The 23,263-nt window shown below is 60.0% G+C and carries 23 protein-coding genes; 17 read left to right on the top strand and 6 right to left on the bottom strand.

What is annotated here, in order from left to right:
- Nucleotides 1-37: 37 nt before the first annotated feature.
- Nucleotides 38-1,381: a CDP-diacylglycerol--serine O-phosphatidyltransferase gene (pssA, locus tag KVG88_RS01715; protein WP_217870097.1), complete on the bottom strand. Its 1,344-nt coding sequence runs from the start codon at nucleotides 1,379-1,381 to the stop codon at nucleotides 38-40.
- Nucleotides 1,382-1,595: 214 nt separating this feature from the next.
- On the opposite strand from pssA, the gene KVG88_RS01710 reads away from it, so the two are divergent.
- From KVG88_RS01710 to KVG88_RS01700, 3 genes are all read left to right on the top strand, one after another.
- The gene (locus KVG88_RS01710; protein WP_217870096.1) at nucleotides 1,596-2,159 is read left to right on the top strand and encodes a TetR/AcrR family transcriptional regulator; all 564 of its coding nucleotides are present in this window, start codon (nucleotides 1,596-1,598) and stop codon (nucleotides 2,157-2,159) included.
- 57 nt (nucleotides 2,160-2,216) lie between these two features.
- The gene (locus KVG88_RS01705; RefSeq protein WP_217870095.1) at nucleotides 2,217-2,693 is read left to right on the top strand and encodes a nuclear transport factor 2 family protein; all 477 of its coding nucleotides are present in this window, start codon (nucleotides 2,217-2,219) and stop codon (nucleotides 2,691-2,693) included.
- 183 nt (nucleotides 2,694-2,876) lie between these two features.
- Entirely contained in the window at nucleotides 2,877-3,656 is a 780-nt protein-coding gene (locus KVG88_RS01700; RefSeq protein WP_217870094.1) for a TSUP family transporter, read from the top strand.
- Here the strand turns inward: KVG88_RS01700 and nudC are convergent.
- Entirely contained in the window at nucleotides 3,624-4,454 is an 831-nt protein-coding gene (gene nudC / locus KVG88_RS01695; RefSeq protein WP_217870093.1) for an NAD(+) diphosphatase, read from the bottom strand. The two genes, KVG88_RS01700 and nudC, sit on opposite strands and share 33 nt — an antisense overlap.
- A gap of 7 nt (nucleotides 4,455-4,461) precedes the next feature.
- Complete coding sequence (locus KVG88_RS01690; RefSeq protein WP_217870092.1) at nucleotides 4,462-5,274, bottom strand: crotonase/enoyl-CoA hydratase family protein; 813 nt, start codon at nucleotides 5,272-5,274, stop codon at nucleotides 4,462-4,464.
- Nucleotides 5,275-5,568: 294 nt separating this feature from the next.
- On the opposite strand from KVG88_RS01690, the gene KVG88_RS01685 reads away from it, so the two are divergent.
- The 3 genes from KVG88_RS01685 to KVG88_RS01675 are packed head-to-tail and all read left to right on the top strand — an operon-like array spanning nucleotide 5,569 to nucleotide 7,415.
- Complete coding sequence (locus tag KVG88_RS01685) at nucleotides 5,569-6,102, top strand: tetratricopeptide repeat protein (protein ID WP_217870091.1); 534 nt, start codon at nucleotides 5,569-5,571, stop codon at nucleotides 6,100-6,102.
- A 54-nt stretch (nucleotides 6,103-6,156) separates the two neighbouring features.
- Nucleotides 6,157-6,657 carry a sigma-70 family RNA polymerase sigma factor gene (locus KVG88_RS01680; RefSeq protein ID WP_191630578.1) on the top strand — a complete coding sequence of 167 codons (501 nt, stop codon included), beginning with the start codon at nucleotides 6,157-6,159 and terminating at the stop codon, nucleotides 6,655-6,657.
- Complete coding sequence (locus KVG88_RS01675) at nucleotides 6,654-7,415, top strand: anti-sigma factor family protein (protein WP_217870090.1); 762 nt, start codon at nucleotides 6,654-6,656, stop codon at nucleotides 7,413-7,415. Before KVG88_RS01680 ends, KVG88_RS01675 begins: the two co-directional genes overlap by 4 nt.
- Before the next feature lie 152 nt (nucleotides 7,416-7,567).
- On the opposite strand, the gene KVG88_RS01670 is transcribed toward KVG88_RS01675, so the two are convergent.
- Both KVG88_RS01670 and KVG88_RS01665 read right to left on the bottom strand, forming a co-directional pair.
- Nucleotides 7,568-8,863, bottom strand: a complete 1,296-nt coding sequence (locus KVG88_RS01670) for an ATP-binding protein (protein ID WP_217870089.1) — start codon at nucleotides 8,861-8,863, stop codon at nucleotides 7,568-7,570.
- A gap of 4 nt (nucleotides 8,864-8,867) precedes the next feature.
- On the bottom strand, nucleotides 8,868-9,569 hold the full coding sequence (locus KVG88_RS01665; RefSeq protein ID WP_150702242.1) for a response regulator: 702 nt from the start codon (nucleotides 9,567-9,569) through the stop codon (nucleotides 8,868-8,870).
- Nucleotides 9,570-9,859: 290 nt separating this feature from the next.
- Here KVG88_RS01665 and KVG88_RS01660 point away from each other — a divergent pair, with 290 nt between their 5' ends.
- From KVG88_RS01660 to KVG88_RS01650, 3 genes are all read left to right on the top strand, one after another.
- On the top strand, nucleotides 9,860-11,017 hold the full coding sequence (locus KVG88_RS01660) for an efflux RND transporter periplasmic adaptor subunit (RefSeq protein WP_217870088.1): 1,158 nt from the start codon (nucleotides 9,860-9,862) through the stop codon (nucleotides 11,015-11,017).
- Nucleotides 11,018-11,032: 15 nt separating this feature from the next.
- Nucleotides 11,033-14,131: a multidrug efflux RND transporter permease subunit gene (locus KVG88_RS01655; protein WP_217870087.1), complete on the top strand. Its 3,099-nt coding sequence runs from the start codon at nucleotides 11,033-11,035 to the stop codon at nucleotides 14,129-14,131.
- A gap of 180 nt (nucleotides 14,132-14,311) precedes the next feature.
- Nucleotides 14,312-14,953, top strand: coding sequence for a DUF1345 domain-containing protein (locus KVG88_RS01650; RefSeq protein ID WP_217870086.1), 642 nt, complete (start codon nucleotides 14,312-14,314; stop codon nucleotides 14,951-14,953).
- A 9-nt stretch (nucleotides 14,954-14,962) separates the two neighbouring features.
- Here KVG88_RS01650 and KVG88_RS31250 read toward each other — a convergent pair whose 3' ends face one another.
- The gene (locus KVG88_RS31250; RefSeq protein ID WP_367616822.1) at nucleotides 14,963-15,589 is read right to left on the bottom strand and encodes a fibronectin type III domain-containing protein; all 627 of its coding nucleotides are present in this window, start codon (nucleotides 15,587-15,589) and stop codon (nucleotides 14,963-14,965) included.
- Nucleotides 15,590-15,733: 144 nt separating this feature from the next.
- Between KVG88_RS31250 and KVG88_RS01645 the strand changes: the two genes are divergently transcribed.
- From KVG88_RS01645 to KVG88_RS01610, 8 genes are all read left to right on the top strand, one after another.
- Nucleotides 15,734-16,588 (top strand): AraC family transcriptional regulator, encoded by an 855-nt coding sequence (locus KVG88_RS01645; protein WP_217870085.1) that lies wholly within the window; start codon nucleotides 15,734-15,736, stop codon nucleotides 16,586-16,588.
- 37 nt (nucleotides 16,589-16,625) lie between these two features.
- Nucleotides 16,626-17,234, top strand: a complete 609-nt coding sequence (locus KVG88_RS01640; RefSeq protein WP_217870084.1) for a LysE family translocator — start codon at nucleotides 16,626-16,628, stop codon at nucleotides 17,232-17,234.
- 132 nt (nucleotides 17,235-17,366) lie between these two features.
- Nucleotides 17,367-18,392 carry a LacI family DNA-binding transcriptional regulator gene (locus tag KVG88_RS01635; protein WP_367616821.1) on the top strand — a complete coding sequence of 342 codons (1,026 nt, stop codon included), beginning with the start codon at nucleotides 17,367-17,369 and terminating at the stop codon, nucleotides 18,390-18,392.
- Between the two features lie 169 nt (nucleotides 18,393-18,561).
- Entirely contained in the window at nucleotides 18,562-19,344 is a 783-nt protein-coding gene (locus tag KVG88_RS01630) for a sugar phosphate isomerase/epimerase family protein (RefSeq protein WP_217870083.1), read from the top strand.
- Nucleotides 19,337-20,377: a sugar kinase gene (locus KVG88_RS01625; protein ID WP_217870082.1), complete on the top strand. Its 1,041-nt coding sequence runs from the start codon at nucleotides 19,337-19,339 to the stop codon at nucleotides 20,375-20,377. Before KVG88_RS01630 ends, KVG88_RS01625 begins: the two co-directional genes overlap by 8 nt.
- 46 nt (nucleotides 20,378-20,423) lie before the next feature.
- On the top strand, nucleotides 20,424-21,716 hold the full coding sequence (locus tag KVG88_RS01620; RefSeq protein ID WP_150702233.1) for an MFS transporter: 1,293 nt from the start codon (nucleotides 20,424-20,426) through the stop codon (nucleotides 21,714-21,716).
- A gap of 21 nt (nucleotides 21,717-21,737) precedes the next feature.
- Nucleotides 21,738-22,715: an NAD(P)-dependent oxidoreductase gene (locus KVG88_RS01615; RefSeq protein WP_217870081.1), complete on the top strand. Its 978-nt coding sequence runs from the start codon at nucleotides 21,738-21,740 to the stop codon at nucleotides 22,713-22,715.
- A 247-nt stretch (nucleotides 22,716-22,962) separates the two neighbouring features.
- On the top strand, nucleotides 22,963-23,235 hold the full coding sequence (locus KVG88_RS01610; protein WP_225933836.1) for a response regulator transcription factor: 273 nt from the start codon (nucleotides 22,963-22,965) through the stop codon (nucleotides 23,233-23,235).
- Nucleotides 23,236-23,263 lie beyond the last annotated feature (28 nt).

The raw sequence follows: 23,263 nt of genomic DNA, 5'->3' as shown, positions 1-23,263 counted from the left end.
ATTCCACGACCCTTACGGGGCGCTGTTTCAACAATTATTACAGAATGCGATAGAGCAACCGTTCAACACGCACACGGCTCACACGTTTGAGGAACTTGGCCACCCCCGCCGGGTAATCCGGCAAGGTTTGCAGGTCCTGATAACGCTCGATGCGCCGGGCGTGCTGGAAAATCTCCGCCAGTTCAGTGCGACGCGGTTGCGCCAGTTCGCCTTTGGGGTCATCGATCAGCAAAGCGTTTTCCAGGTCGAGGCGAAATGCGCGCGGGTTGAGGTTGTTGCCGGTCAACAAGGTGTAGCGCTGATCGATCCACATGCCTTTGAGGTGGTAGGTGTTGTCGCCGTCCTTCCACAAATGCAGGTTCAACTGGCCGCTGTCGATGTTGCGCTGATGGCGCTTGGCGAACCGGCGCAGGCTGATTTCGTAAAGGTATGGCAGCGCCGAGATTACCTTGAACGGCTCGCTCGGCGGGATATAGAAATCGTTGGCGGTCTTGTCACCGACCACGATGTCGATCTTCACGCCCCGCGCCAGCGCCCGGTTGATTTCCCGGGTTACGGCCAACGGCAAGTTGAAGTACGGCGTGCAGATGGTCAGTTGATGCTGGGCGCTACCGATCAGCTCGCCAATCACCCGGCTCAACGGGTTGTTCTTGCCCACACCCAGCAACGGACTGACCGACAGACCGCTCTTGTCCGTAGAGCCCTGGGTGGTGTCGTACGCGGCGTGCTTGAGGCGGCTGCGCAAATCGCCGATGTCGTTGCGCAGGCTGCGAGTGGTCGGCAGGTTCGGCAAGTCGAGGCGATGCACCGCCTTGGAGGCCACCAGACCGTGTTGAACCAGATGCTGCATGGAATCGGCCAATGCAGGGTTGTTCAGCAGGTGATAACGGTCATAACGGTATTTGTCGAACTTGTGCAAATAGACGTTGTTCAGGCTCGCACCGCTGTAGATCACGCAGTCATCGATGATGAAGCCTTTCAAATGCAACACGCCGAACAGCTCGCGGGTTTGCACCGGGACGCCATACACCGGCACTTCACTGGCGTGGGTGCGGGTCATTTCCTGGTACCAGGCCGAGTTGCCCGGTTGCTTGCCGGCACCGATCAAGCCGCGCTGGGCGCGCAGCCAGTCAACGACCACCACCACGTCCAGCTGCGGCCGCGCCAGTTTGGCAGCATGCAAGGCATCGAGAATTTCCTGGCCGGCCTCATCCTGTTGCAGGTACAGCGCGACAATGTAGATGCGCTGGGTGGCGCTGGCGATTTTTTCCAACAGGCAACGACGGAACTCGGCGGCGCCGGAGAGGAAGGTGACGGCATCGGCGGTCAGCGGAAAACTGCGCAGTTTTGGCAGCAGGGAGCGTTTGAAAAGCGACGGCATAGGGCTCGCAATGGGTCGAATCCAGAGAGTTTGAGAGCTTACACCATCGCTCGGTTCGGGTCTTGTTACTGTCGGTAATGGCCCCATCGCCAGCAGGCTGGCCCCCACATTTGGAACGCACTCTCTGTGGGAGCAAGCTTGCTCACGATAGTAATTCATCTGACACCACAGAAAATATTTGACCAAGAAGAACGATCGTTCTACTGTTAGCCTCATGAACGAAATCACTCGCAACGACACACGCGACATCATTCTGGATGTCACCGAAAAGCTGATCTACAAAAGTGGCATCGCCGCCACTGGCATGGATCTTCTGGTGAAAACCGCCGGCGTCTCCAGAAAAAGCATCTACCGTTATTTCGCCAACAAGGAGGCGCTGACCGTCGCCGCCCTGCAACGCCGTGACCAACGCTGGATGCACTGGTACAGAACGGAAGTCGGTCGCGCCACAACCACGGCCGACCGCCTGCTCAACCTGTTTACCGTGCTCAAGTCCTGGTTTGAGTCCGAAGGCTTTCGGGGCTGCGCGTTCATCAACACCAGCGGTGAAACCGGCGACCCGCAAGACCCGGTTCGCCTGGTCGCCAAGGACCACAAACAGAAGCTGCTCGACTATGTGTGCGAGCTGTGTACCGAACATGGTGCCGAGGATCCGCAGAGGCTGGCCAAACAGCTGCTGATCCTGATCGATGGTGCCATTACCGTGGCGCTTGTCATGGGTGATCACAGTGCTGCCGATAATGCGCAATGCATGGCGCGAAAGTTATTGGACCTGTAACAACTTAATCAAGCCCGACAACTTGCTTGCCTATTGAATGGATACGGAGACCGTAAAATGTCTAATGCCGAAGTTCGCCCGCCATTGCCGCCGTTCACCCGTGAATCGGCCATCGAAAAAATCCGCCTGGCCGAAGACGGCTGGAACTCCCGCGATCCGGAGCGTGTGTCGCTGGCCTACACCCTGGACACCCAGTGGCGTAACCGCGCCGAGTTCGCCCACAACCGCGAAGAAGCCAAGGGTTTTCTGACGCGCAAATGGGCCAAGGAGCTGGACTATCGGCTGATCAAGGAACTCTGGGCGTTCACCGACAATCGCATCGCCGTGCGTTACGCCTATGAGTGGCACGACGATTCGGGCAACTGGTTCCGCTCCTACGGCAACGAAAACTGGGAATTCAACGAGGACGGCCTGATGGCCCATCGTTTTGCCTGCATCAACGACATGCCGATCAAGGAAAGCGAGCGCAAGTTCCACTGGCCGCTGGGCCGTCGTCCTGATGATCATCCAGGCTTGTCGGATCTGGGCCTGTAAACAGCGCCGTATCCTGCATATGTAGGAGCTGCCGCAGGCTGCGATCTTTTAAAAAGCAACGTCAAAAGATCGCAGCCTGCGGCAGCTCCTACAAAAGCACGCGGTCGCCTGCCAGGTCAGTTGAAGGTAAGATATCGGCCCTTCCCGCAGCCCTTTGCTGCACCTGCCGATTAAGCCGATTACATGCCTTTCGAACTCAGTGTTGACCTCACCACCCTGGCCATTCTGGCTGCGGTCGCTTTCGTTGCTGGTTTTATCGACGCCATTGCCGGCGGCGGTGGCCTGTTGACGACACCGGCCCTGCTCACCGCCGGCCTGCCGCCGCACCTGGTATTGGGCACCAACAAACTCAGCTCGACCTTCGGCTCGGCCATTGCCAGTTTTACCTTTTACCGACGCAAGCTGTTCCACCCGGCGCAGTGGACTCACGCGATTGTCGGGACGTTGGTCGGCGCACTGACCGGTGCCGTGGTCGCGCACTACCTGCCGGCGGAATGGCTGAACAAGATGCTGCCGGTGATCGTCTTCGCCTGTGGCGTGTATCTGTTGTTTGGCGGCACGCCGAAAGCGCCGCTGGACAGCAATGCACCGATCAAGAAAAAGTGGCAATCGACCCAAGGCTTCAGCCTCGGTTTCTACGATGGCGTGGCGGGTCCCGGCACCGGGGCGTTCTGGACCGTCAGCAGTCTGTTGCTCTACCCCATCGACCTGGTGAAAGCCAGCGGCGTGGCGCGCAGCATGAACTTCGTCAGCAACGCAGCGGCGCTGTCGATCTTCATTTTTTCCGGTCAGGTGGACTGGATCATCGGCCTGAGCATGGGCTCGTCGTTGATGGTCGGCGCCTTCTTCGGCGCTCGCACCGCCATCAGCGGCGGCGCGAAGTTCATTCGCCCCGTGTTCATCACCGTGGTGCTGGGGCTGACCGTGCGGCTAGCCTGGCAACACTGGTTCAGCGTGGCCTAAACGTCGGGCCACGTAGACGTCGATCAGGTAACGGGCAATCGAGCGTGACGCCGGCAACGGCGGCAGCTCGTATACGTTGAACCACTGGGCGTCTTCGATTTCGTCTTCCTGGCAGATGATCTCGCCACCGGCGTACTCGGCGTGGAAACCAAGCATCATCGAGTGCGGGAACGGCCAGCACTGGCTGCCCAGGTACTGGATATTCTTGACCTCGATCCGCACTTCTTCACGCACCTCGCGAATCAGGCAGTCCTCGGCCGATTCGCCCGGTTCGGCGAACCCCGCCAATGTGCTGTAGACCCCGGTGACGAATCTTGGCGAACGTGCCAACAGCACTTCATCACCGCGGGTCACCAACACGATCATGCTCGGCGAGATCCTTGGGTAACTGCGCATATCGCACGGCTGACAGTACATCGCCCGCTCACGCGGCACTTGGGTCATCGCCTGACCGCAGTTACCGCAAAAACGGTGTTCACGGGCCCAGGTGCCGATTTGTGCGGCGTAACCGAGCACCTTGTACAGCGTGTGATCGCCTTCGAGCATGAACGCCCGCAAGCCTTTCCAGTTGCAGCCCGGCACTTCTGCGCAACTGCGCAGCTCCAGCAGGTAAACCGGCTCGCCATCAAGGTGGCCGATGCCATGTTCGGCCAGAATCGACAGGTCCTGGCGCTTGAGCCATTCACGCGGGAACAGCGCGCCATTGTCATCGAACAGGAAGCCTTCGGGGCTGCGTGCCACGGCCCAGCCGCCGGGTTGTTCAGTGTCCAGTACTGCAGTGGTCCAGCGTGAAGTCATTTTTCAATCAATCCAGAAATTCGGGTTTCTGTTTGCTCATATGGGCGGCCATGGCCACGCGCAAGTCAGTGGATTGCAACATGGCGGCGTTCCAGGTGGCGACGTATTCGAGGCCGTCATCAATGCGGTGATCACGCATGTAGCTGATCATCTCCTTGGTGCCGGTGACGGCAATCGGCGACTTGCTCGCGATGTCGCGGGCAATGCCCATGACGCCGTCAAGCAGGCTGGCGGTGTCGCTGTAGACGCGATTGACCAGGCCCATACCGCGCGCTTCATCGGCGCCAAAGGTGCGACCAGTGTAAGCCAGTTCACGCAGCATGCCGTCACCAATGATGCGCGGCAAGCGTTGCAGTGTACCGACGTCAGCGGCCATGCCGATGTCGATTTCCTTGATCGAGAATTGCGCGTCTTCAGCGGCGTAACGCATGTCGCACGCGGCGATCAGGTCGATGGCGCCACCCAGGCAATAGCCATGAATGGCTGCAAGCACCGGTTTACGGCAATTATCGACGGCATTAAATGAGGCTTGCAGAGTGAGGATCTTGCGTCGCAGCAAGCGCGCATTGCGGCCAACGTCCTTGCCCATTTCATTGGCCACACCGGCCAGCATCATCAGGTCGATGCCCGAAGAGAAATGCTTGCCGGCACCGCTGAGGACCACTACGCGCACTTCGTCGGTGTCATCGATCCACTGGAAAATCTCGACGATCTCGCTCCAGAACGCGGCGTTCATCGAGTTGATCTTTTCCGGGCGATTGATCTGCACATGTGCAATTTTATCGACCAGTTCGACGGTGAACGCAGTGTATTGAGACATGCTAGTGATCCTTTACCGGGCAAAAAGAGAGGCCCGAACTATAACAAGGCAGGGTGGCGGGCAGTAAGGCAGCGGTTCGGCCAAATGCGGGACTGCTTTGGGATGGTTGCTGGGTGGATGGGCCTCATCGCTTGCAGGCAAGCTCCCACATTGGACTTGCGGCGCATACAAAACGCTGTGGGCGCTAGAATGAATAATTGTTCACGCTGGGGTGTTCTCGTTTTGACAATCACCCGCACTCAACTCTTTCGGTCTGTTCGTTGCCTCAACCCTGACACCCGTGGAGCTTTACCGATGAATAGCCGCTTCTCGATTCTTACGGCACCGTTGATGCTCGTTGTCGTGCTGTCTGGTTCACAGGCGTGGGCCAATGGCGAGGAAGACACACCCGCCAAGCCGCAGTGCCCCAGGGATCAGGTGTTCGATACCAAGGCGCAAAAATGCGTCAAGCAAACCAGCAAGCACGTCTCGGACGCCGATCGCACCGATTACGCCTATCAGTTGGCCAAGCACGGACGCTATGAAGAAGCCCTGGCGCTGCTTGATACGCTCACGCAGCCCAATACCGCCAAGGCGTTGAACTATCGCGGCTACGCCACGCGTAAACTGGGTCGCACCGACGAAGGCATCGGTTTTTATCTGCAATCGGTCAAACTCGACCCTCACTATGCGCAAGTACGCGAATACCTGGGTGAAGCCTACGTGATCAAAGGGCATCTGGCCCTTGCACAGGAGCAGTTGCAGCAGATCAAATCGATCTGTGGCAACACCACCTGTGAGGAGTACCAGGACCTGGCAGAGGCCATCAACGGCTCATCGAAAACCTGACTTATCGAACACGCGGAGGTCGCTATCGCCAGCGATCAGGCAATACGGGCAGAACTGGGCCAACATCTGGCGCGCTTGTGGCGTTACGGGTTGCTGTTGTCCCGACAAAAGCATGTCGCCGAAGATCTCGTGCAAGCGACTTGTGTGCGGGCACTGGAACGAGCCGCGCAGTTTGAGTCGGGTACGCGCATGGACCATTGGCTGATGAGCATCCTGCATTCGATCTGGCTCAATGAAATACGAGCGCGTCGGGTGCGTTCCGGACAGGGCACGATAGAGGGTGAACAGGTGTTGTCGTTCGACGGTGAGTACGCAGCGCAAACCCACGTGATGGCGGCGCAAGTCATCCGTCGCGTCGATGCGTTGCCGGAAACCCAACGCGAAACGGTGTTTCTGGCCTATGTCGAAGGTTTGTCCTACCGCGAAGTCGCCGAAGTGCTGCAAGTGCCCATCGGCACCGTGATGAGTCGCCTGGCCACCGCCCGGGCCAAACTGGCCGAGTACCCGCCATTGCAAGCTGTACCGAACCCCTCCACGACCGGAGAACGTCGATGAACGTGAACCCCACGGACGAGCAACTGGTGGCGTACCTCGACAACCAACTCGACACCGAACAGCGTGAGCGCATCGACGCGGCAGTTGCCGAGGACCCGATGATCGGCCTGCGTCTGCAATGGCTCAATCGCAGCAGCCTGCCCTTCAAGACCGCCTACGACGAGTTGGGGCGACAGGCCCCGGTGGATCGCCTGCAAGCCATGCTCGACACCCTGCCCCCGGCAACCCGCCCGGCCCTCAATCGGCGCTGGTTCCTCGCGGCGGCAGCGGGCCTGGTGGTGAGTGGCGTACTGGCCGATCGGTTGTTCCTCGGTTGGCAGGCCAGTCAGGAAGAGGATAACTGGCGTCAGTTGGTGGCCGATTACATGGTGCTGTACATTCCGCAGACCCTCGACCACTTGCCCAACGACGTAGCCGCCCAACGCACGCAACTGCGTACGATCGAGACCAGCCTGGACCTGAGCCTTGCTCCCGCGCAACTGGCCTTGCCCCGCGCCGAACTCAAGCGCGCGCAAATCCTCGAGTACGACGGCATACCCATCGCCCAGATCACCTACCTCGACCCGGTCCACGGCCCGCTGGCGCTGTGCATCACCCGCTCAGACAGCGGCAGCCGGCATTTCGCCCGGGAACGTCGACATGGCATGAACATCGTCTATTGGGCCGACATGCATCACGCGTGGATGCTGATCGGCCGCAATGCGATGCCCGACCTGGAAGTCATGGCCAAATCCCTGCGCAGCCGCCTGAACACTTAACCACCTGTAGCAGCCGGCTACGTTCTGTAGCAGCTGCCGAGCCCGCGAGGCTGCGTTCGAGGACGCAGTCCTCGCAAACCCTGCGTACTCGGTTAGCGACTGCTGCGCAGCCGAACGCAGCCTCGCAGGCTCGGCAGCTGCTACGGGTGTTTTTAAGGTGTAGGAAGCCACAGCCGAAACCGCGCCCCACCCAACGGCGATGCCTGCACCGTCAGCGTACCGCCCTGCGCCTCCAGCGCCCGTCGACTGATCGCCAGCCCCAGGCCAAAGCCGCCGGTGGCACGGTCGCGGCTGCGGTCGAGGCGGTAGAACGGTTCGAAAATCCGTTCGCGCTCGTCGTCCGGAATGCCAATCCCGTCGTCATCCACCCAGATCTCACAGCCCTTAGGGCACACCTGCACACCGATCTGAATGCGCTTTTCGCAGTAACGCATGGCGTTGCGCAGCAGGTTTTGCAGGGCGCGGGCGGTCAGCCTCGGGTCAAGGGTGAAGCGTTCGAGCTGGCCATGAAGCAACACGTCGATGACGATGTCCGGCGATTGCTCGTCATCGACGCTGCCCAGAATGCTGTCGATGAATTCATCCAGCGCCACTTCAACCTGCTCCGGCACCCGCGCCGGGTTTTGCAGGCGGCTGTAAGACAGCAGTTCCAGCACCAGCTCATCGAGTTCACGAATGTGATCGACCAGCCCTTGCAGGCGCTCGCGACTGGTGACGGGCAAGTCGTCGGACAGCGCCAGCGCCAAGCCAAAATCCAGACGGGTCAGCGGTGTGCGCAGTTCATGGGAAACGGCGTTGAGCAAATCCCGCTGTTGGTTGAGCAGGTTCTCGATGTCGCCGGCCATGGTGTCGAAGACATTGGCCAGGCTGCCGATGTTGGAACTGGCCGCGATCTGCGTGCGTTCGCTCAAGTGGCCCTTGCCGAAGCGTTCCGCCGCGCTTTTCAGGCGCTCCAGGTCGCGCCAGTGCGGGCGCAACCACAGCAATAGGCACGCGAGCATGGTCGCGCCGATCAACACGTTGATGCTCCAGTACAACAGGCTGACGTCCATCGGATCCGGCGGCACCACCATTTGCACCACGGTGTGCTCGTTCAGCGGCGCCACCGCCAAGGTGCGCCAGCCCCAGTCACCCACACGCACCACGTTCTCGCCGCGCTGCAATTTCTGCTGCTCGACGGCAGAGAGAGCGGGATCGTCGTTGCCGCTGAGCACGATGTGCAGCGGGTGAAACTCCTTGTCCATTTCCGCTGCCAGTGCCGGCCATTGCTCGGTCGGCACCGCTTTGAACTGTTTGACGATGAGGGTTTGCAGCCCGCGGGAATAATCCAGGTTGTAAGTGACAAAGCGTTCGTGGAAGACCTTGATCACCAGATCCGGCACCAGATAGATCGCCGCGCTGAACGAGACAATGGTCACCAGATAGAGGCGAAAGAGGATTCTGAACATCAGCTCAGCATTCCCACTCGGAACGGCTGAACAGATAGCCCTTGCCCCACACCGTCTTGATCTTGCGCGCCTCGCCGGCATGGTCGTCGAACTTGCGCCGCAGCTTGGAGATGGCCACGTCCACCGAGCGGTCGGTGCCGTTGAACTCGATACCGCGCAGGCGTTGCAGGATCTGGTCACGGCTCAGCACTTCGCCGGCATGTCGGGCCAGCACAACGAGCAGGTTGTACTCGCCGCTGGACAGTTCCACCAACTGCTCGCGCCAGGTCACGGTGCGCTCGGACAGATCGATACAGAGGTTGCCCATCAGGATCCGGTCGTTGGCGGTTTGCGGCTCGCTGAGGCTGCTGCGCCGCAACAAGGTGCGTACCCGCGCCAGCAGGACGCGCGGCTCGCAGGGTTTGGTGACGTAGTCGTCGGCACCCATTTCCAGGCCCAGCACCTGATCGTGGCTGTCGTCGCGGGCGGTGAGCATCAGGATCGGCAAGGACGCCGAATCGGCGCGCAACAAACGGCAGACCTGCAAGCCGTCGAGGCCCGGCAGCATCAGGTCGAGGATCACCAGGTCTGGTGGATTGAGCCGCGCCCGCTCGCGCACATGATCGCCACGACCGATAACGCTGACGGAGTAGCCATTGCGTTCCAGGTAGCTGGCAATCAGTTCGGCGAGGGCGGTGTCGTCTTCGACCAGGAGGATGTTGGGCATGGGGTGTTTCCAGAAGGTGCAGTGGCCAGTCAGGGCTTCGTCGCTGGCAAGCCAACTCCCACAGGGTTTGATGTGAACACAAAATGTGTGTGCAGCCTCAACCACTGTGGGAGCTGGCCTGCCAGCGATGAGGCCCTGACAGGCGCAAAAAGATTCAAGGCCTGAAGGATATACGCCCTGACACACACCTGAGCAAAACCCTTACACAATTTCACACAGCGCCTACAAAGCTTCACCGCTACCCTCGCCGACGCCCAGTAGGATGCTGGGGGTCATTATTGGGGTCATTCATGTCAAAGAATCTGTTAGCCAGGCTCAGCCTGATCGCACTGGCATTGGCGCTGAGCGCGTGCGACAAGGCTCCGACCGCCGAAGAACAGCCGCCACTGGCCAGTGTTCGCGTCGAAACCATCGAAGCCCGGCCGCTGTCGATCAGCAGCGAACTGAGCGGACGTATTGCCGCGCCGCGCATCGCTGAAGTGCGCGCCCGGGTGGCGGGCGTCGTCCTGCAACGCACCTTCCACGAAGGCACCGATGTGAAAAAAGGCGATGTGCTGTTCCGCATCGACCCGGCACCGTTCAAGGCTGACCTGGACAGCGCCGAAGCCGCGCTGCGCAAGTCCGAGGCCAATGCGTTTCAGGCAAAGCTGCTCGAACAGCGATACGCCCAACTGATCGAAGGCAATGCCATCAGCGCCCAGGACTACGATAACGCCCGGGTCGCCGTTCGGCACACGATCGCCGATGTCGCCGCCAACAAAGCCGCTGTAGAGCGAGCGAAACTCAACCTCGGCTATGCCACCGTCACCGCACCGATTTCCGGGCGCGTCGGCCGCGCGCTGGTCACCGAAGGCGCATTGGTCGGGCAGAACGAAACCACACCACTGGCGCTGATTCAGCAACTGAACCCGATCCACGCCGACCTCACCCAATCGACACGTGAACTGAACGACCTGCGCCGGGCGTTCCGTTCCGGTCAGTTGAAAGAGGTCGGCCAGGGGCAGGCTAAAGCCACGTTGATTCAGGACGATGGCAGCCTTTACCCGCTGCCCGGCAAACTGTTGTTCAGCGACATCACGGTCGATCCGGGCACCGGCCAAATCATTCTGCGCAGCGAATTCCCCAACCCCAACCTTGACCTGCTGCCCGGCAGTTTCGTGCGGGTACGGCTGGAGCAAGCGGTGAATCAGCAAGGCATCAGCGTGCCGCAGCGGGCGATTCAGCGCGACAGCGCCGGCATCGCGCAGGTGCTGCTGTTGGATGCCGAGCAGCGTATCAGCCAGCAACCGGTCGAACTCGGCCCGGTGCAGAACGACCGTTGGGTCGTCACCAGCGGCCTCAAACCCGGCGACCGCATCGTCACCGAAGGCCTGCAACACGCCCGCCCCGGCGAAAAAGTGCAGATCGACGACTCCCCTCTTCCACTTGCCCAGGTTTCTGGCCAGTAAGCAGGACGCTTGTTTATGCCGCAGTTCTTTATCGACCGCCCGGTATTCGCCTGGGTGGTCGCCCTGTTCATCCTGCTGGCCGGCGCCCTGGCCATTCCGCAGTTGCCGGTGGCGCAGTACCCCGACGTTGCACCGCCGCAGATCGAAATCTATGCCGTGTACCCCGGCGCATCGGCGCAGACCGTCGACGAAAGCGTGGTCAGCCTGATCGAGGAAGAACTCAACGGCGCTGATCACCTGCTGTATTTCGAATCGCAAAGCAGCCTCGGCAGCGCCACGATCAAAGCGACGTTCCAGCCCGGGACCGACCCGGAAATGGCCCAGGTTGATGTACAGAACCGCCTGAAAGTCGTCGAGTCGCGCCTGCCGCAAGCAGTCAACCAGCAAGGTTTGCAGGTGGAGAAAGTCTCCGCCGGTTTCCTGCTGCTGATCACCCTCACCTCCAGCGACGGCAAGCTCGACGACGTGGCACTCAGCGACTATCTGGCGCGCAACGTGATGAACGAGATCAAGCGTCTGGACGGTGTCGGCAAGGCGCAGCTGTACGGGGCCGAGCGGGCGATGCGCATCTGGATCGACCCGCAGAAGCTGATCGGCTTCAACCTAACGCCCGCCGACGTCAACGCCGCCATCGTCGCGCAGAACGCTCAGGTTTCAGCCGGCAGCATCGGTGATTTGCCGAGCCGCACCACTCAGGAAATCACCGCGACCATTCTGGTCAAGGGCCAATTGTCGACGCCGGAAGAATTCGCCGACATCGTGCTCAAGGCCAATTCCGACGGCTCCACCGTGCGCATCGGCGATGTGGCGCGGGTCGAAATCGGCAGTCAGGATTACCAGTTTTCCACGCGCCTCAACGGCAAGCCTTCCACAGCCGTCGGCGTGCAACTGTCGCCGGGCGCCAACGCCCTCAACACCGCCACGCTGGTGCGGGCGAAGATGGACGAGCTGTCGCGCTACTTCCCGGCCAACGTCGAATACAAGATCCCGTACGACACCTCGCCCTTCGTCAAAGTCTCGATCACCAAAGTGCTCGTCACATTGGGTGAGGCCATGGTGTTGGTGTTTGCGGTGATGTTCCTGTTCTTGCAGAACATCCGCTACACGCTGATCCCTACGCTCGTGGTGCCGGTGGCACTGATGGGCACGTTCGCGACCATGCTGGCCCTGGGTTTCTCGATCAACGTGCTGACCATGTTCGGCATGGTGCTGGCCATCGGCATCCTGGTGGACGACGCGATTGTGGTGGTGGAGAACGTCGAACGGATCATGGCCACCGAAGGCCTGTCGCCCAAAGAAGCGACCCGCAAAGCCATGAAACAGATTACCGGAGCGATCATCGGCATCACCCTGGTGCTGGTGGCGGTGTTCATTCCGATGGCGTTCATGCAGGGTTCGGTGGGGGTGATTTACCGGCAGTTCTCGCTGTCGATGGCCACGTCGATCCTGTTCTCGGCCTTCCTCGCCCTGACCTTGACCCCGGCGCTGTGCGCGACCCTGCTCAAGCCGATTGCCAAGGGTGAGCATCACGAAAAAACCGGATTCTTTGGCTGGTTCAACCGTCGCTTCGAGCAACTGACCGAGCGCTACCAGGGCTGGGTTGCCTACGCACTCAAGCGCACCGGCCGCTACCTGCTGATCTACGGCGTGCTGCTGATTGGTCTGGGGTTGTGCTTTGCGCGCTTGCCCTCGTCGTTTTTGCCGGTGGAGGATCAGGGCTACACCATCACCGACATTCAGTTGCCACCGGGCGCGACCAAGAACCGTACGGTGCAGGTGGCCGAGCTGATTGAAGCGCACAACGCCGGCGAACCGGGGGTCGGTGACAGCGTGGTGATTCTCGGCTTCAGCTTTTCCGGTAGCGGGCAGAACGCAGCGCTGGCGTTCAGCACGCTCACGGACTGGTCGCAACGTGGCAGCGACGATTCGGCGAGCTCGATTGCCGATCGCGCCAACATCGCCCTGAGTCAGATCAAAGACGCCATGGCCTTCGCCGTGCTGCCGCCACCGGTGGATGGCCTCGGCACGTCCAGCGGTTTCGAGTTCCGCCTGCAAGACCGTGGCGGCCTGGGCCATGCGACGTTGATGCAGGCCCGCACCGAATTGCTGGCAGCGGCCGAGAAAAGCCCGATCCTGATGAACGTGCGTGAAAGCGCCCTGGCCGAAGCGCCGCAAGTGCAGTTGATCGTCGACCGCAAACAGGCCAATGCCTTGGGGGTGTCCTTTGCCGACATCGGCGGCGTGCTGTCTACCGCCGTCGGTTCGGCGTACATCAACGACTTCCCCAATCAGGGGCGGATGCAACGCGTTGTGGTGCAGGCTGAAGGTGATCAACGCAGCCAGGTTGACGACCTGCTGAAAATCAACGTGCGCAACAACAACGGAAAAATGGTGCCGCTGTCAGCGTTCGTCCAGGCCAAATGGATTCAAGGCCCGGCGCAACTCACGCGCTACAACGGTTACCCGGCCATCGCCATTTCCGGTGAACCGACACCCGGTCACAGCACCGGTGAAGCCATGGCGGAGATCGAGCGGCTGGTGTCGTTGGGGCCGGCCGGATTGGGCCAGGAATGGACCGGGCTGTCGTTGCAGGAACGCTTGTCCGGCAGTCAGGCGCCGATCCTGCTCGGGTTGTCGTTGCTGATCGTCTTTCTGTGCCTGGCGGCGTTGTACGAGAGCTGGTCGATCCCGACCTCGGTGTTGCTGGTGGTGCCGCTGGGCGTGCTCGGCGCGGTGCTGGCGGTGACCTTGCGCGGGATGCCGAATGACGTGTTCTTCAAAGTCGGGCTGATCACCATCATCGGCTTGTCGGCGAAAAACGCCATCCTGATCATCGAGTTCGCCAAGAGCCTGTACGACGAAGGCCACGACCTGCTCGACGCCACCCTGCAAGCCGCGCGCCTGCGGTTGCGGCCGATTGTCATGACCTCACTGGCGTTCATCCTCGGCGTGGTGCCGCTGGCGATTGCCACCGGGGCCAGTTCGGCAAGTCAACAAGCCATTGGTACCGGGGTGATCGGCGGGATGATCACGGCGACGTTGGCGGTGGTGTTTGTGCCGGTGTTTTTTGTCGTGGTGATGAAACTGGTCAACAAACGCCACAAAAAAAACTGACCCAACACATAGCTCTGTGGGAGCTAGCCTGCTAGCGATGACGGGCTGACATTCAACAAGGATGTCGACTGATACACCGCCATCGCGAGCAGGCTCACTCCCACAAGGGGATCTCGGTGATTTCAAGATTGCAGGCACCTGAGCTAATGTGTCTGCAAAGCCCCCACCCATCGAGCCTTCATGTACTTCCTCCCGCGCACCCACCCTCGCCTGTCCGCTGCCATCTTGCTGGGTATCGCGGCAGGTTTTCTGGTGCCGGCCGATTCGGTCGCCAGCAAAATCCTCATTGGCTGGAACACCGGGGTCTGGCTTTACCTGCTGATGATGACCTGGCTCACCGTGCGTTCCAAAGCGCCGGACGTGAAACGCATCGCCGAGATCGAAGACGAAAACGCCGGCCTGGTCTTGCTGCTGGTGTGCATTGCGGCGCTGGCCAGCCTGGCCACCATCACGTTCGAGTTGGCCGGCAGCAAAGACCTGGAGAGCACCCGCAAGTTGCTGCATTACGGCTTTACCGCGCTGACGGTGATCGGTTCGTGGCTGTTGATCGGGGTGATTTTCAGCCTGCACTACGCCCGGTTGTATTACACCTGGGACGGCAAGGAGCCGGCGCTGCGTTTTGCCGAAGGTCTGACGACCCCCAACTACTGGGACTTCCTGTACTTCTCGTTCACCATCGGCGTGGCGGTGCAAACCTCGGATGTCGGCGTGGCCACGCGGGACATGCGCAAGATCGTATTGGCGCAGTCGTTGATCGGTTTTCTGTTCAACACCGCCATTCTCGGGTTCTCGATCAACATTGCAGCGGGGCTGTTTGGATAATCTGTACGACTATAACGGGATAACCGTGATCCACACCCAAACCGAATTTTCGCCTCCTGCATACTTCGCTTGAACACCGAACAGTAGTGGCAAGCCAGGCATCAAATTGTGAAGCACGTAGAATGTTTCACCTACATCCCTCAGGTTTCCTAACACTGCCACCCTGTATCCTGTTGGATTGCTGAGATCAGGAGTGTCCCAAGCGATAGAGACGTAATGGTTTGAATTAGCCGTAACTCTCAGGTTTTCAGGCGCACTCCTGGCGCCGCGATAACGAAGAATTCGAACAGGGCTCGGTAAGGATTGGGTACCGCTCGCGGCGATAGCCCAAATACTCAAGAGGTATTCGCTATCTGGCTGCAACCCAGTAATCGTACACGGCGGACGAACCACACGAACGCTGGCTATGCCGTCACCGGCTACCTCATATGCAATTGCATTCGGACACAACGCGCATTCAGCATAGGGTTCTTCCCAAGTGAGGGTCGCCGTTGTCGGCGAGATTCGGGTCACTCTTTTGTGACCCGGGCTACAAATCGTCGTGAAAACGGCTTTTGCGTCTTTCTTCGAATCGTTCGACAACTCAGTCGCTCCGCGCACATCAGGGTCCTCGTTTGTATTACCTTTCACTCGCATAAACACCTGTCAAATGTGACAGTTGAAGATCTCGTCCGCCAAGAGACCTTCCAGAAAAAGCCGAGATGAAAAGTGCACAAACGTTCTAGTCATAGCCCCCGCTACAAGCGTTAAATGACCCGGTATTTCCCCCGCAGGTGCCGCATGACTTCTCAAAACTGGCTCGATCTGGCCCAGGACGCCGACACCGGCATCGAGACCTTGCGCGCGCATTTCGTGGGTCATGCCTACGACCCACACTGGCATGACAGTTATTTGGTGGGCGTGACCGAGCAAGGCGTCCAGCAATTCAATTGCCGAAGAGCGAAACACCAGAGCACGCCGGGCAAGGTATTTTTGCTGGAACCGGGCGACATTCACGACGGCGAGGCGCCGACGGCCGACGGTTTTACCTATCGCATGCTGTACCTCGACCCGCAGTGGTTAAAGCGTGAACTGGGTGCGGTGTTCGACAACGCGCCGGACAACAGCGAACTGAGTTTCGCCAACACCTTGGCCAGCGATGCGCGTCTGGCCCATGCCGCCAGTCTTGCGTTTGAAACCTTGCACGGTGGCGAACTGAAGATTATTCGCCAGACCGCCCTCGCTGTTCTGCTTGAACGCCTGACCAGTCACCTGCACTGGCGCACCCGTTATGGCGAAGACCCGAAACTGCCCTTGGTTGCGCAAAAGGCCCGGGAGTACCTGCACGCCCATGCACACCAAGACATTGGCCTCGATCAACTGGCCGCGGCCACCGGTGTCGACCGCTTTCGTTTGACGCGCGCGTTCAAAGCGGCTTACGGCATGGCTCCGCATGCGTATCTGGTGCAATTGCGCCTGGCCACGGCGCGTCGGCTGCTGGCCCGTGGCGAACAACCGGCGACCGTGGCGATGGCGCTGGGCTTCGCCGATCAGAGCCACTTGGGCCGCTGGTTTGTACGTGCCTATGGCATGACACCGGCGTTGTATCGCAAACGCTGCTCAAATCTTCCAGACAGGCAAGCCCCGCGATTGTGAAGATCGACTTTCTGATCTTCACCGGAGTTTGCTTGCGATGCTGTCCTCTTTCCCGACATTACTGCCCTTCTTGCTGTTCGCCTTCGTGGCCTCGATCACCCCCGGCCCGACCAACATTCTGATTTTGAGCAACAGCGCCCGGTTCGGCTTTTTCGCCGCCCTGCCGATCATAGTGGGCGCCTGCGCCAGTGCCGCAACCCTGGTGTTGCTGGTGGGCACCGGTGCCGGAACGTCACTGTCCGAATGGCCCATGCTACAAACGCTCATGCAATGGGCAGGCGTGGCGTGGCTGACGTATCTGGCCTGGCAAATCTTCTGCGCGCCTGCTGTGGCCATTGCCGCCGAAAGCACCGAGAAACGCCTCGGTTTGCTGGGCGCAGTGAGCTTGCAATGGATCAACCCGAAAACCTGGATGATGGCGCTGGCAGTGGTCAGTGTATTTGCCGGCGCTGGTGAAAACCGCTTGGCGCATGTTGTGTATTTGTCCTTGGCGTTTTTCCTGATTTCGCTGCCTTGTCTCGGGGTCTGGGCCTTGCTTGGCGCCGGTTCCGCCCGTTGGCTGCGCTCACCTCGCGCGATGCAACGCTTCAACCGCTGCATGGGCCTTTTATTGCTGGGCTCGGCGTGGTTGAGCGTGTTGGTCTGATCTCCACTTGTCGGCTTTTGTCGGGCTCTGCTTCATCGAACACTTGACGGACGATTGATTTCTGGTGTCTTCTGAAACCGGTTTCAGCGCCATTAGCGCAACCGTATAAATCCAATAAGAAGGTTTCAGACCGTGAACGATTTTTCCGCCGCCCAGCGCAGCCGCGTGACCATGCTCGACGTGGCCGAACACGCCAAAGTCTCCAAGGCCAGCGTTTCGCGGTTCATCGGCGAAGACCGTGCCCTGCTCTCCGACGCCATCGCCCAGCGCATCGAGCAGTCGATTGCCGAGCTGGGTTATCGCCCGAACCAGATGGCCCGTGGCCTGAAGCGCGGGCGTACCCGCCTGATCGGCATGCTGGTCGCCGATATTCGCAACCCTTATTCAATTGCCGTGATGCACGGGGTGGAAACCGCCTGCCGTCAGCACGGCTACAGCCTGGTGGTGTGCAACACCGACCGTGATGACGAGCAGGAACGCCAGCATCTGGCCCTGCTGCGCTCGTACAACATCGAAGGCCTGATCGTGAACACCCTCGGCCACCATCGCGACGAGCTGCATGAACTGCACCGTGAGATGCCGCTGGTGCTGGTGGACCGCAAAGTCGAGCACCTTGAAAGTGACATGGTCGGGCTGGACAACCCGGCGGCCGTCGAGATGGCGCTCGCCCACCTCGAAGAGCGCGGTTACCGCGATGTGCTGTTGGTCACAGAACCGTTTGACGGCACCAGCTCGCGGATCGAGCGGGTCGCCAGTTTCAAGGCACACATCGAACAGCGTCCGGCGCTACGTGGCACGTTGATCGAAACCGGCAGCGAACTGACCGCACACCTCAAATCCTTCCTCGACACATCCGGCCCAGGCCCAAAAGCACTGTTTTGCGCGAACGGGATTGCGGCGCTGGCCAGCACCCATGCGTTGCGTGAGCTCAAGTGCAACTTGTTTGAAGACGTTGGATTGATCGCTCTCGATGATCTGGATTGGTATCCCTTGGTAGGCACTGGCATTACTGCCCTCGCCCAGCCGACGGCCGAGATTGGCGCAAGTGCGTTTGAATGTTTGCTCAAGCGGTTGCGCGGGGACGACAGCCCGATGCGGACCGTGGATTTTTCGGCGCGGTTGATGGTTAGAGGGTCGACCCTTGGGAATTCCCGATGAATGTTCTGGCCTCATCGCGGGCAAGCCCGCTCCCACAGAGTTTGGGGTGGAGATCAAATTTATGTTCAACACACTTCACCTGTGGGAGCTGGCTTGCCAGCGATGAGGCCCTAAAGGTCATCCACTTTTTTTGAACAAAAATGAAACCGGTTTCAGAGGTAGAAAAACAATGAACAAACCCGCCGTTTCCATCAGCCTTTCCAGCTATGGTGCCGATCTGGTCCGCCAACGTGGCCAGGGCAGTTTCATCGCGGTACTGGCTGCCGCCGGCGCGACTCGCATCGAATGGCGTGAAGAGCTGCTGACCTTCGAGAATCCCGAGCACCTGGCCGACGCGACTCAGGCCGAGGGGCTGGAGAGCGTTTACTCCTCACCGATGGAGTTGTGGCTGGCCGGTCAGTCCAAACCCAATCCTGAACTGATCACCGCGCTGCAACGCGCGCAGATGTTCGGCGCCAAATGGCTGAAAGTGTCGCTGGGCTATTTCACTGACAACAGCGACTTGCAAAGCCTCGCCCGAATGCTGGGCGAGAGCGCGGTGCAATTGCTGGTGGAGAACGACCAAACCCTGCACGGCGGTCGCATCGAACCGTTCCAGCGTTTCTTCGCTGAAGTCGAGCAACACCATCTGCCGATCAAAATGACCTTCGATATCGGCAACTGGCAATGGCAAGACCAATCCGCCGCCAGCGCCGCACGGTTGCTCGGGCGACATGTCGGCTATGTGCACTGCAAAGCGGTACAGCGCCGAGCCGACGGCAAACTGGTCGCCATCCCGCCCGCCGCCAGCGACCTGCAACAGTGGGAACACTTACTGCGGCACATGGCCCAAGGCGTTATGCGGGCTGCGGAATATCCATTACAAGGCGAAGACCTGGTGCAACTAACCACCGAACACGTCGCCGCCCTCGCCCACTTGGGCCAATCGCAACTGGAGCGCGAGCATGTCTGAGATCGATATCCTTTCATTCGGCGAAACCATGGCGATGTTCGTCGCCGAGCAGGCCGGGGAACTGGCCAGTGTCGGCGCTTTTCACAAGCGTATCGCGGGCGCCGACAGCAACGTCGCCATCGGCTTGTCGCGACTCGGTTTCAACGTGGCGTGGTTGAGCCGGGTCGGTGCCGATTCACTGGGCCGCTTCGTGATCGACACCTTGGAAAAAGAAGGCCTGAATTGCCGCCATGTCGACATCGACGCCGCGCATCCCACCGGTTTCCAACTCAAGTCGCGCACCGATGACGGCAGCGATCCCGTGGTCGAATACTTCCGCCGTGGCTCGGCGGCCAGCCATCTGTCGCCGCATTCAATCGTGCCCGAGTTGCTCAAGGCGCGGCACCTGCACGCCACTGGCATCCCACCGGCGCTGTCGGAAACGGCGCGGCAGATGTCGTTCGAATTAATGACGCGCATGCGTGAGGCCGGGCGCAGCGTTTCGTTTGATCCCAATCTGCGCCCAAGCCTGTGGGCCAGCGAACGGCAGATGATCAGCGAAATCAACGGCCTCGCCGCCCTCGCCCATTGGGTGCTGCCGGGACTGAGCGAAGGCCGTTTGCTCACCGGCTTTGAAGACCCGGCCGATATTGCCGCGTTCTACCTCGACCAGGGTGCCGAAGCCGTGGCGATCAAACTGGGGCCGCACGGTGCCTATTACCGCACGCACCTGGATGCCGGTTTTGTCGCTGGCGTACCGGTTGCAACGGTGGTCGATACGGTCGGAGCCGGTGATGGTTTCGCCGTCGGGATGATCAGCGCCCTTTTGGAAAACCACAGCTTTGCCGATGCCGTACATCGGGCCAACTGGATTGGTAGCCGGGCGGTGCAGAGTCGCGGGGACATGGAGGGATTGCCGACCCGGTCCGAAATGTCCGTTGAGTTTGAGGCCGCCATCGCGGGCAAGCCCGCTCCCACAAGATTGAGTCTAAACACAAAACCTGTGGGAGCGGGCTTGCCCGCGATGGGGCCAGCACAGTCACTGAAGATTTAAACCGTTACCTGCTGCGACAAAAACAACAAGCTCAGGAGCATCACCCATGAAAACCGCAACGCTCGCCACCCGCCGCTGGTGGTACATCATGCCGATTGTGTTCATCACATACAGCCTGGCGTATCTGGACCGCGCCAACTACGGCTTCGCCGCGGCCTCCGGGATGGCCGCCGACCTGATGATCACACCAGGCCTGTCGTCGATGCTCGGTGCACTGTTCTTCCTCGGCTACTTTTTCTTCCAGGTGCCGGGGGCGATCTACGCGCAGAAAAACAGCGTGAAGAAACTGATCTTCGTCAGCCTGATCCTCTGGGGCAGTCTGGCGACGTTGACCGGGATCGTCTCCAACGCTTACTGGCTGATCGTCATTCGCTTCATGCTCGGCGTGGTCGAAGCCGCGGTGATGCCGGCGATGCTGATTTACCTGTGCCACTGGTTCACCCGTGCCGAACGCTCGCGGGCCAACACCTTCCTGATCCTCGGCAACCCGGTGACCATGCTCTGGATGTCGGTGGTCTCGGGGTATCTGGTGCAGCACTACAGCTGGCGCTGGATGTTCATCATCGAAGGTTTGCCGGCGGTGCTCTGGGCGTTCATCTGGTGGCGTCTGGCCGATGATCGTCCGTCCCAGGCCAAATGGCTCAACGACCAGGAAAAGCAAGACCTGGAAAGCGCCCTGGCCGCCGAACAGGTCGGCATCAAAGCGGTAAAAAATTACGCCGAAGCGTTCCGCTCGCCAAAAGTGATCATCCTGGCCATGCAGTTTTTCTGCTGGAGCATCGGCGTGTACGGCTTCGTATTGTGGCTGCCGTCGATCCTCAAGGCCGGTGCACAAATGGACATGGTCGAGGCCGGTTGGCTGTCGGCGCTGCCTTACCTGGCGGCGGTGATCGGCATGCTGCTGGTGTCCTGGGGCTCGGACAAGCTGCAAAAGCGCAAACGCTTCGTTTGGCCACCGCTGCTCATCGCCTCGTTTGCGTTCTACGGATCCTACGCGTTGGGTGCCGAACATTTCTGGTGGTCCTACACCCTGCTGGTGATTGCCGGGGCCTGCATGTACGCGCCGTACGGACCGTTCTTCGCGATCATCCCGGAAATCCTCCCGGCCAACGTCGCGGGTGGCGCCATGGCGCTGATCAACAGCATGGGCGCGCTCGGTTCGTTCGGCGGCTCTTACCTGGTCGGTTACCTGAACAGCTCCACCGGCTCGCCGGGCGCCTCGTACTTGTTGATGAGTGGCGCGTTGATGCTCTCAGTGGTGCTCACGGTGTTCCTCAAACCCGGCGCCAGCGACCGGGAGCGGCCCACGGTAGCGCGTCCCCTCACGGCTCATTCCTGAATTGAAGTTGAGATCAAACCGATGAAAAAGCAGGTCGTCCTGTACAAGAAACTCTCGCCGCTGCTCATGGCTCGCTTGCATGAACACACCGAAGTAACGTTGATCGACAGCCTCGATGCCGAAGGCCTCGGCAAACTGCGCGACGCCCTGCCCCGTGCCCACGGTCTGCTCGGCGCCAGCCTGAAACTCGATGCTGACCTGCTCGATCTGGCGCCCGACCTCGAAGCCGTCGCCAGCGTCTCGGTGGGCGTCGACAACTACGACATCGACTACCTCACCGAGCGGCGCATCTTGCTGAGCAACACGCCGGACGTGCTTACCGAAACCACTGCAGACACTGGTTTTGCTCTGATCCTGGCCACGGCCCGGCGTGTGGTGGAGCTGGCCAGCATGATTCGCGAAGGCAAGTGGACCCGTAACATCGGCCCTGCGCATTTCGGCACCGATGTGCACGGAAAAACCCTGGGCATCATCGGCATGGGCCGCATCGGCGAAGCGCTAGCCCAACGCGGGCACTTCGGTTTTGGAATGCCTGTGATCTATCACAGCCACTCGCCGAAACCGGCGGTGGAACAGCGTTTCAATGCGCAATACCGCAGCCTGACCGAACTGTTGCAGCAGGCCGATTTCATTTGCCTGACGCTGCCGCTGACCGCTGAAACCGAAGGGTTGATGGGTGCCACGGAATTTGCGTTGATGCGGCCCGAAAGCATCTTCATCAACATTTCGCGGGGCAAGGTTGTCGATGAAGCGGCGTTGATCGAGGCCTTGCGTACGGGGCAGATTCGCGCGGCGGGGTTGGATGTGTTCGAGCGCGAGCCGTTGAACCTTGATTCGCCGTTATTGCAGTTGAATAACGTGGTGGCGACACCGCATATGGGCTCTGCGACCCATGAAACGCGGGAGGCCATGGCCAAATGTGCGGTGGACAATCTGCTGGCGGCGCTGGCGGGTGAGCGGCCGGTGAATTTGGTGAATGCCGGGGCGTGGAAGGCTTGAGGCTGTCGTTGCCCTGCTGGCAGCCATCGCTAGCAGGCTAGCTCCCACAGTTACGTAATCTCTGTGGAGGTCGCATGAGCCAAGCAAAAAAACGACGAATGGGGACGCAAAACTGGTAGTTCTTACAGGTTTCATGGCGCGGTAACCACGCTATAACGGGGCTGAATCTTCACGCTGGACGCTGGAACCAAGCCGTCTCAGGAAGGAACCGCCGCCCACCTCATTGATTGAAATGGGAATGCCTGCCATGAACCACCAGACCCCGATCCTCGCTCGAGCCCACACTCTCCAGTCTGATTCTGCTCAACAGCCACTCCAAATTGCACTGACCACCCGAGAGAAAGAAGCGCTGTTATGGAGTGCCAAAGGTAAATCCTCATGGGAAATCAGCCGGATTTTCAATTGCACCGAGGCCGGGGTGAATTATCACTTCAGCAATATCCGGCGCAAGTTTGGGGTCAGTTCGAGGTGGGCGGCAGTGATGATGGCTTTGGAGTTGGGGTTGATTCAGATGCATTGAAAATAGGTTAATACGAGATTGGGATGCC

Origin of the sequence: Pseudomonas azerbaijanoccidentalis, assembly GCF_019145495.1 — a bacterium.
GTDB lineage: Bacteria > Pseudomonadota > Gammaproteobacteria > Pseudomonadales > Pseudomonadaceae > Aquipseudomonas > Aquipseudomonas azerbaijanoccidentalis.
Note: the sequence above shows the minus strand (reverse complement) of the source record. Positions and strands in the feature narration are given on the sequence as shown.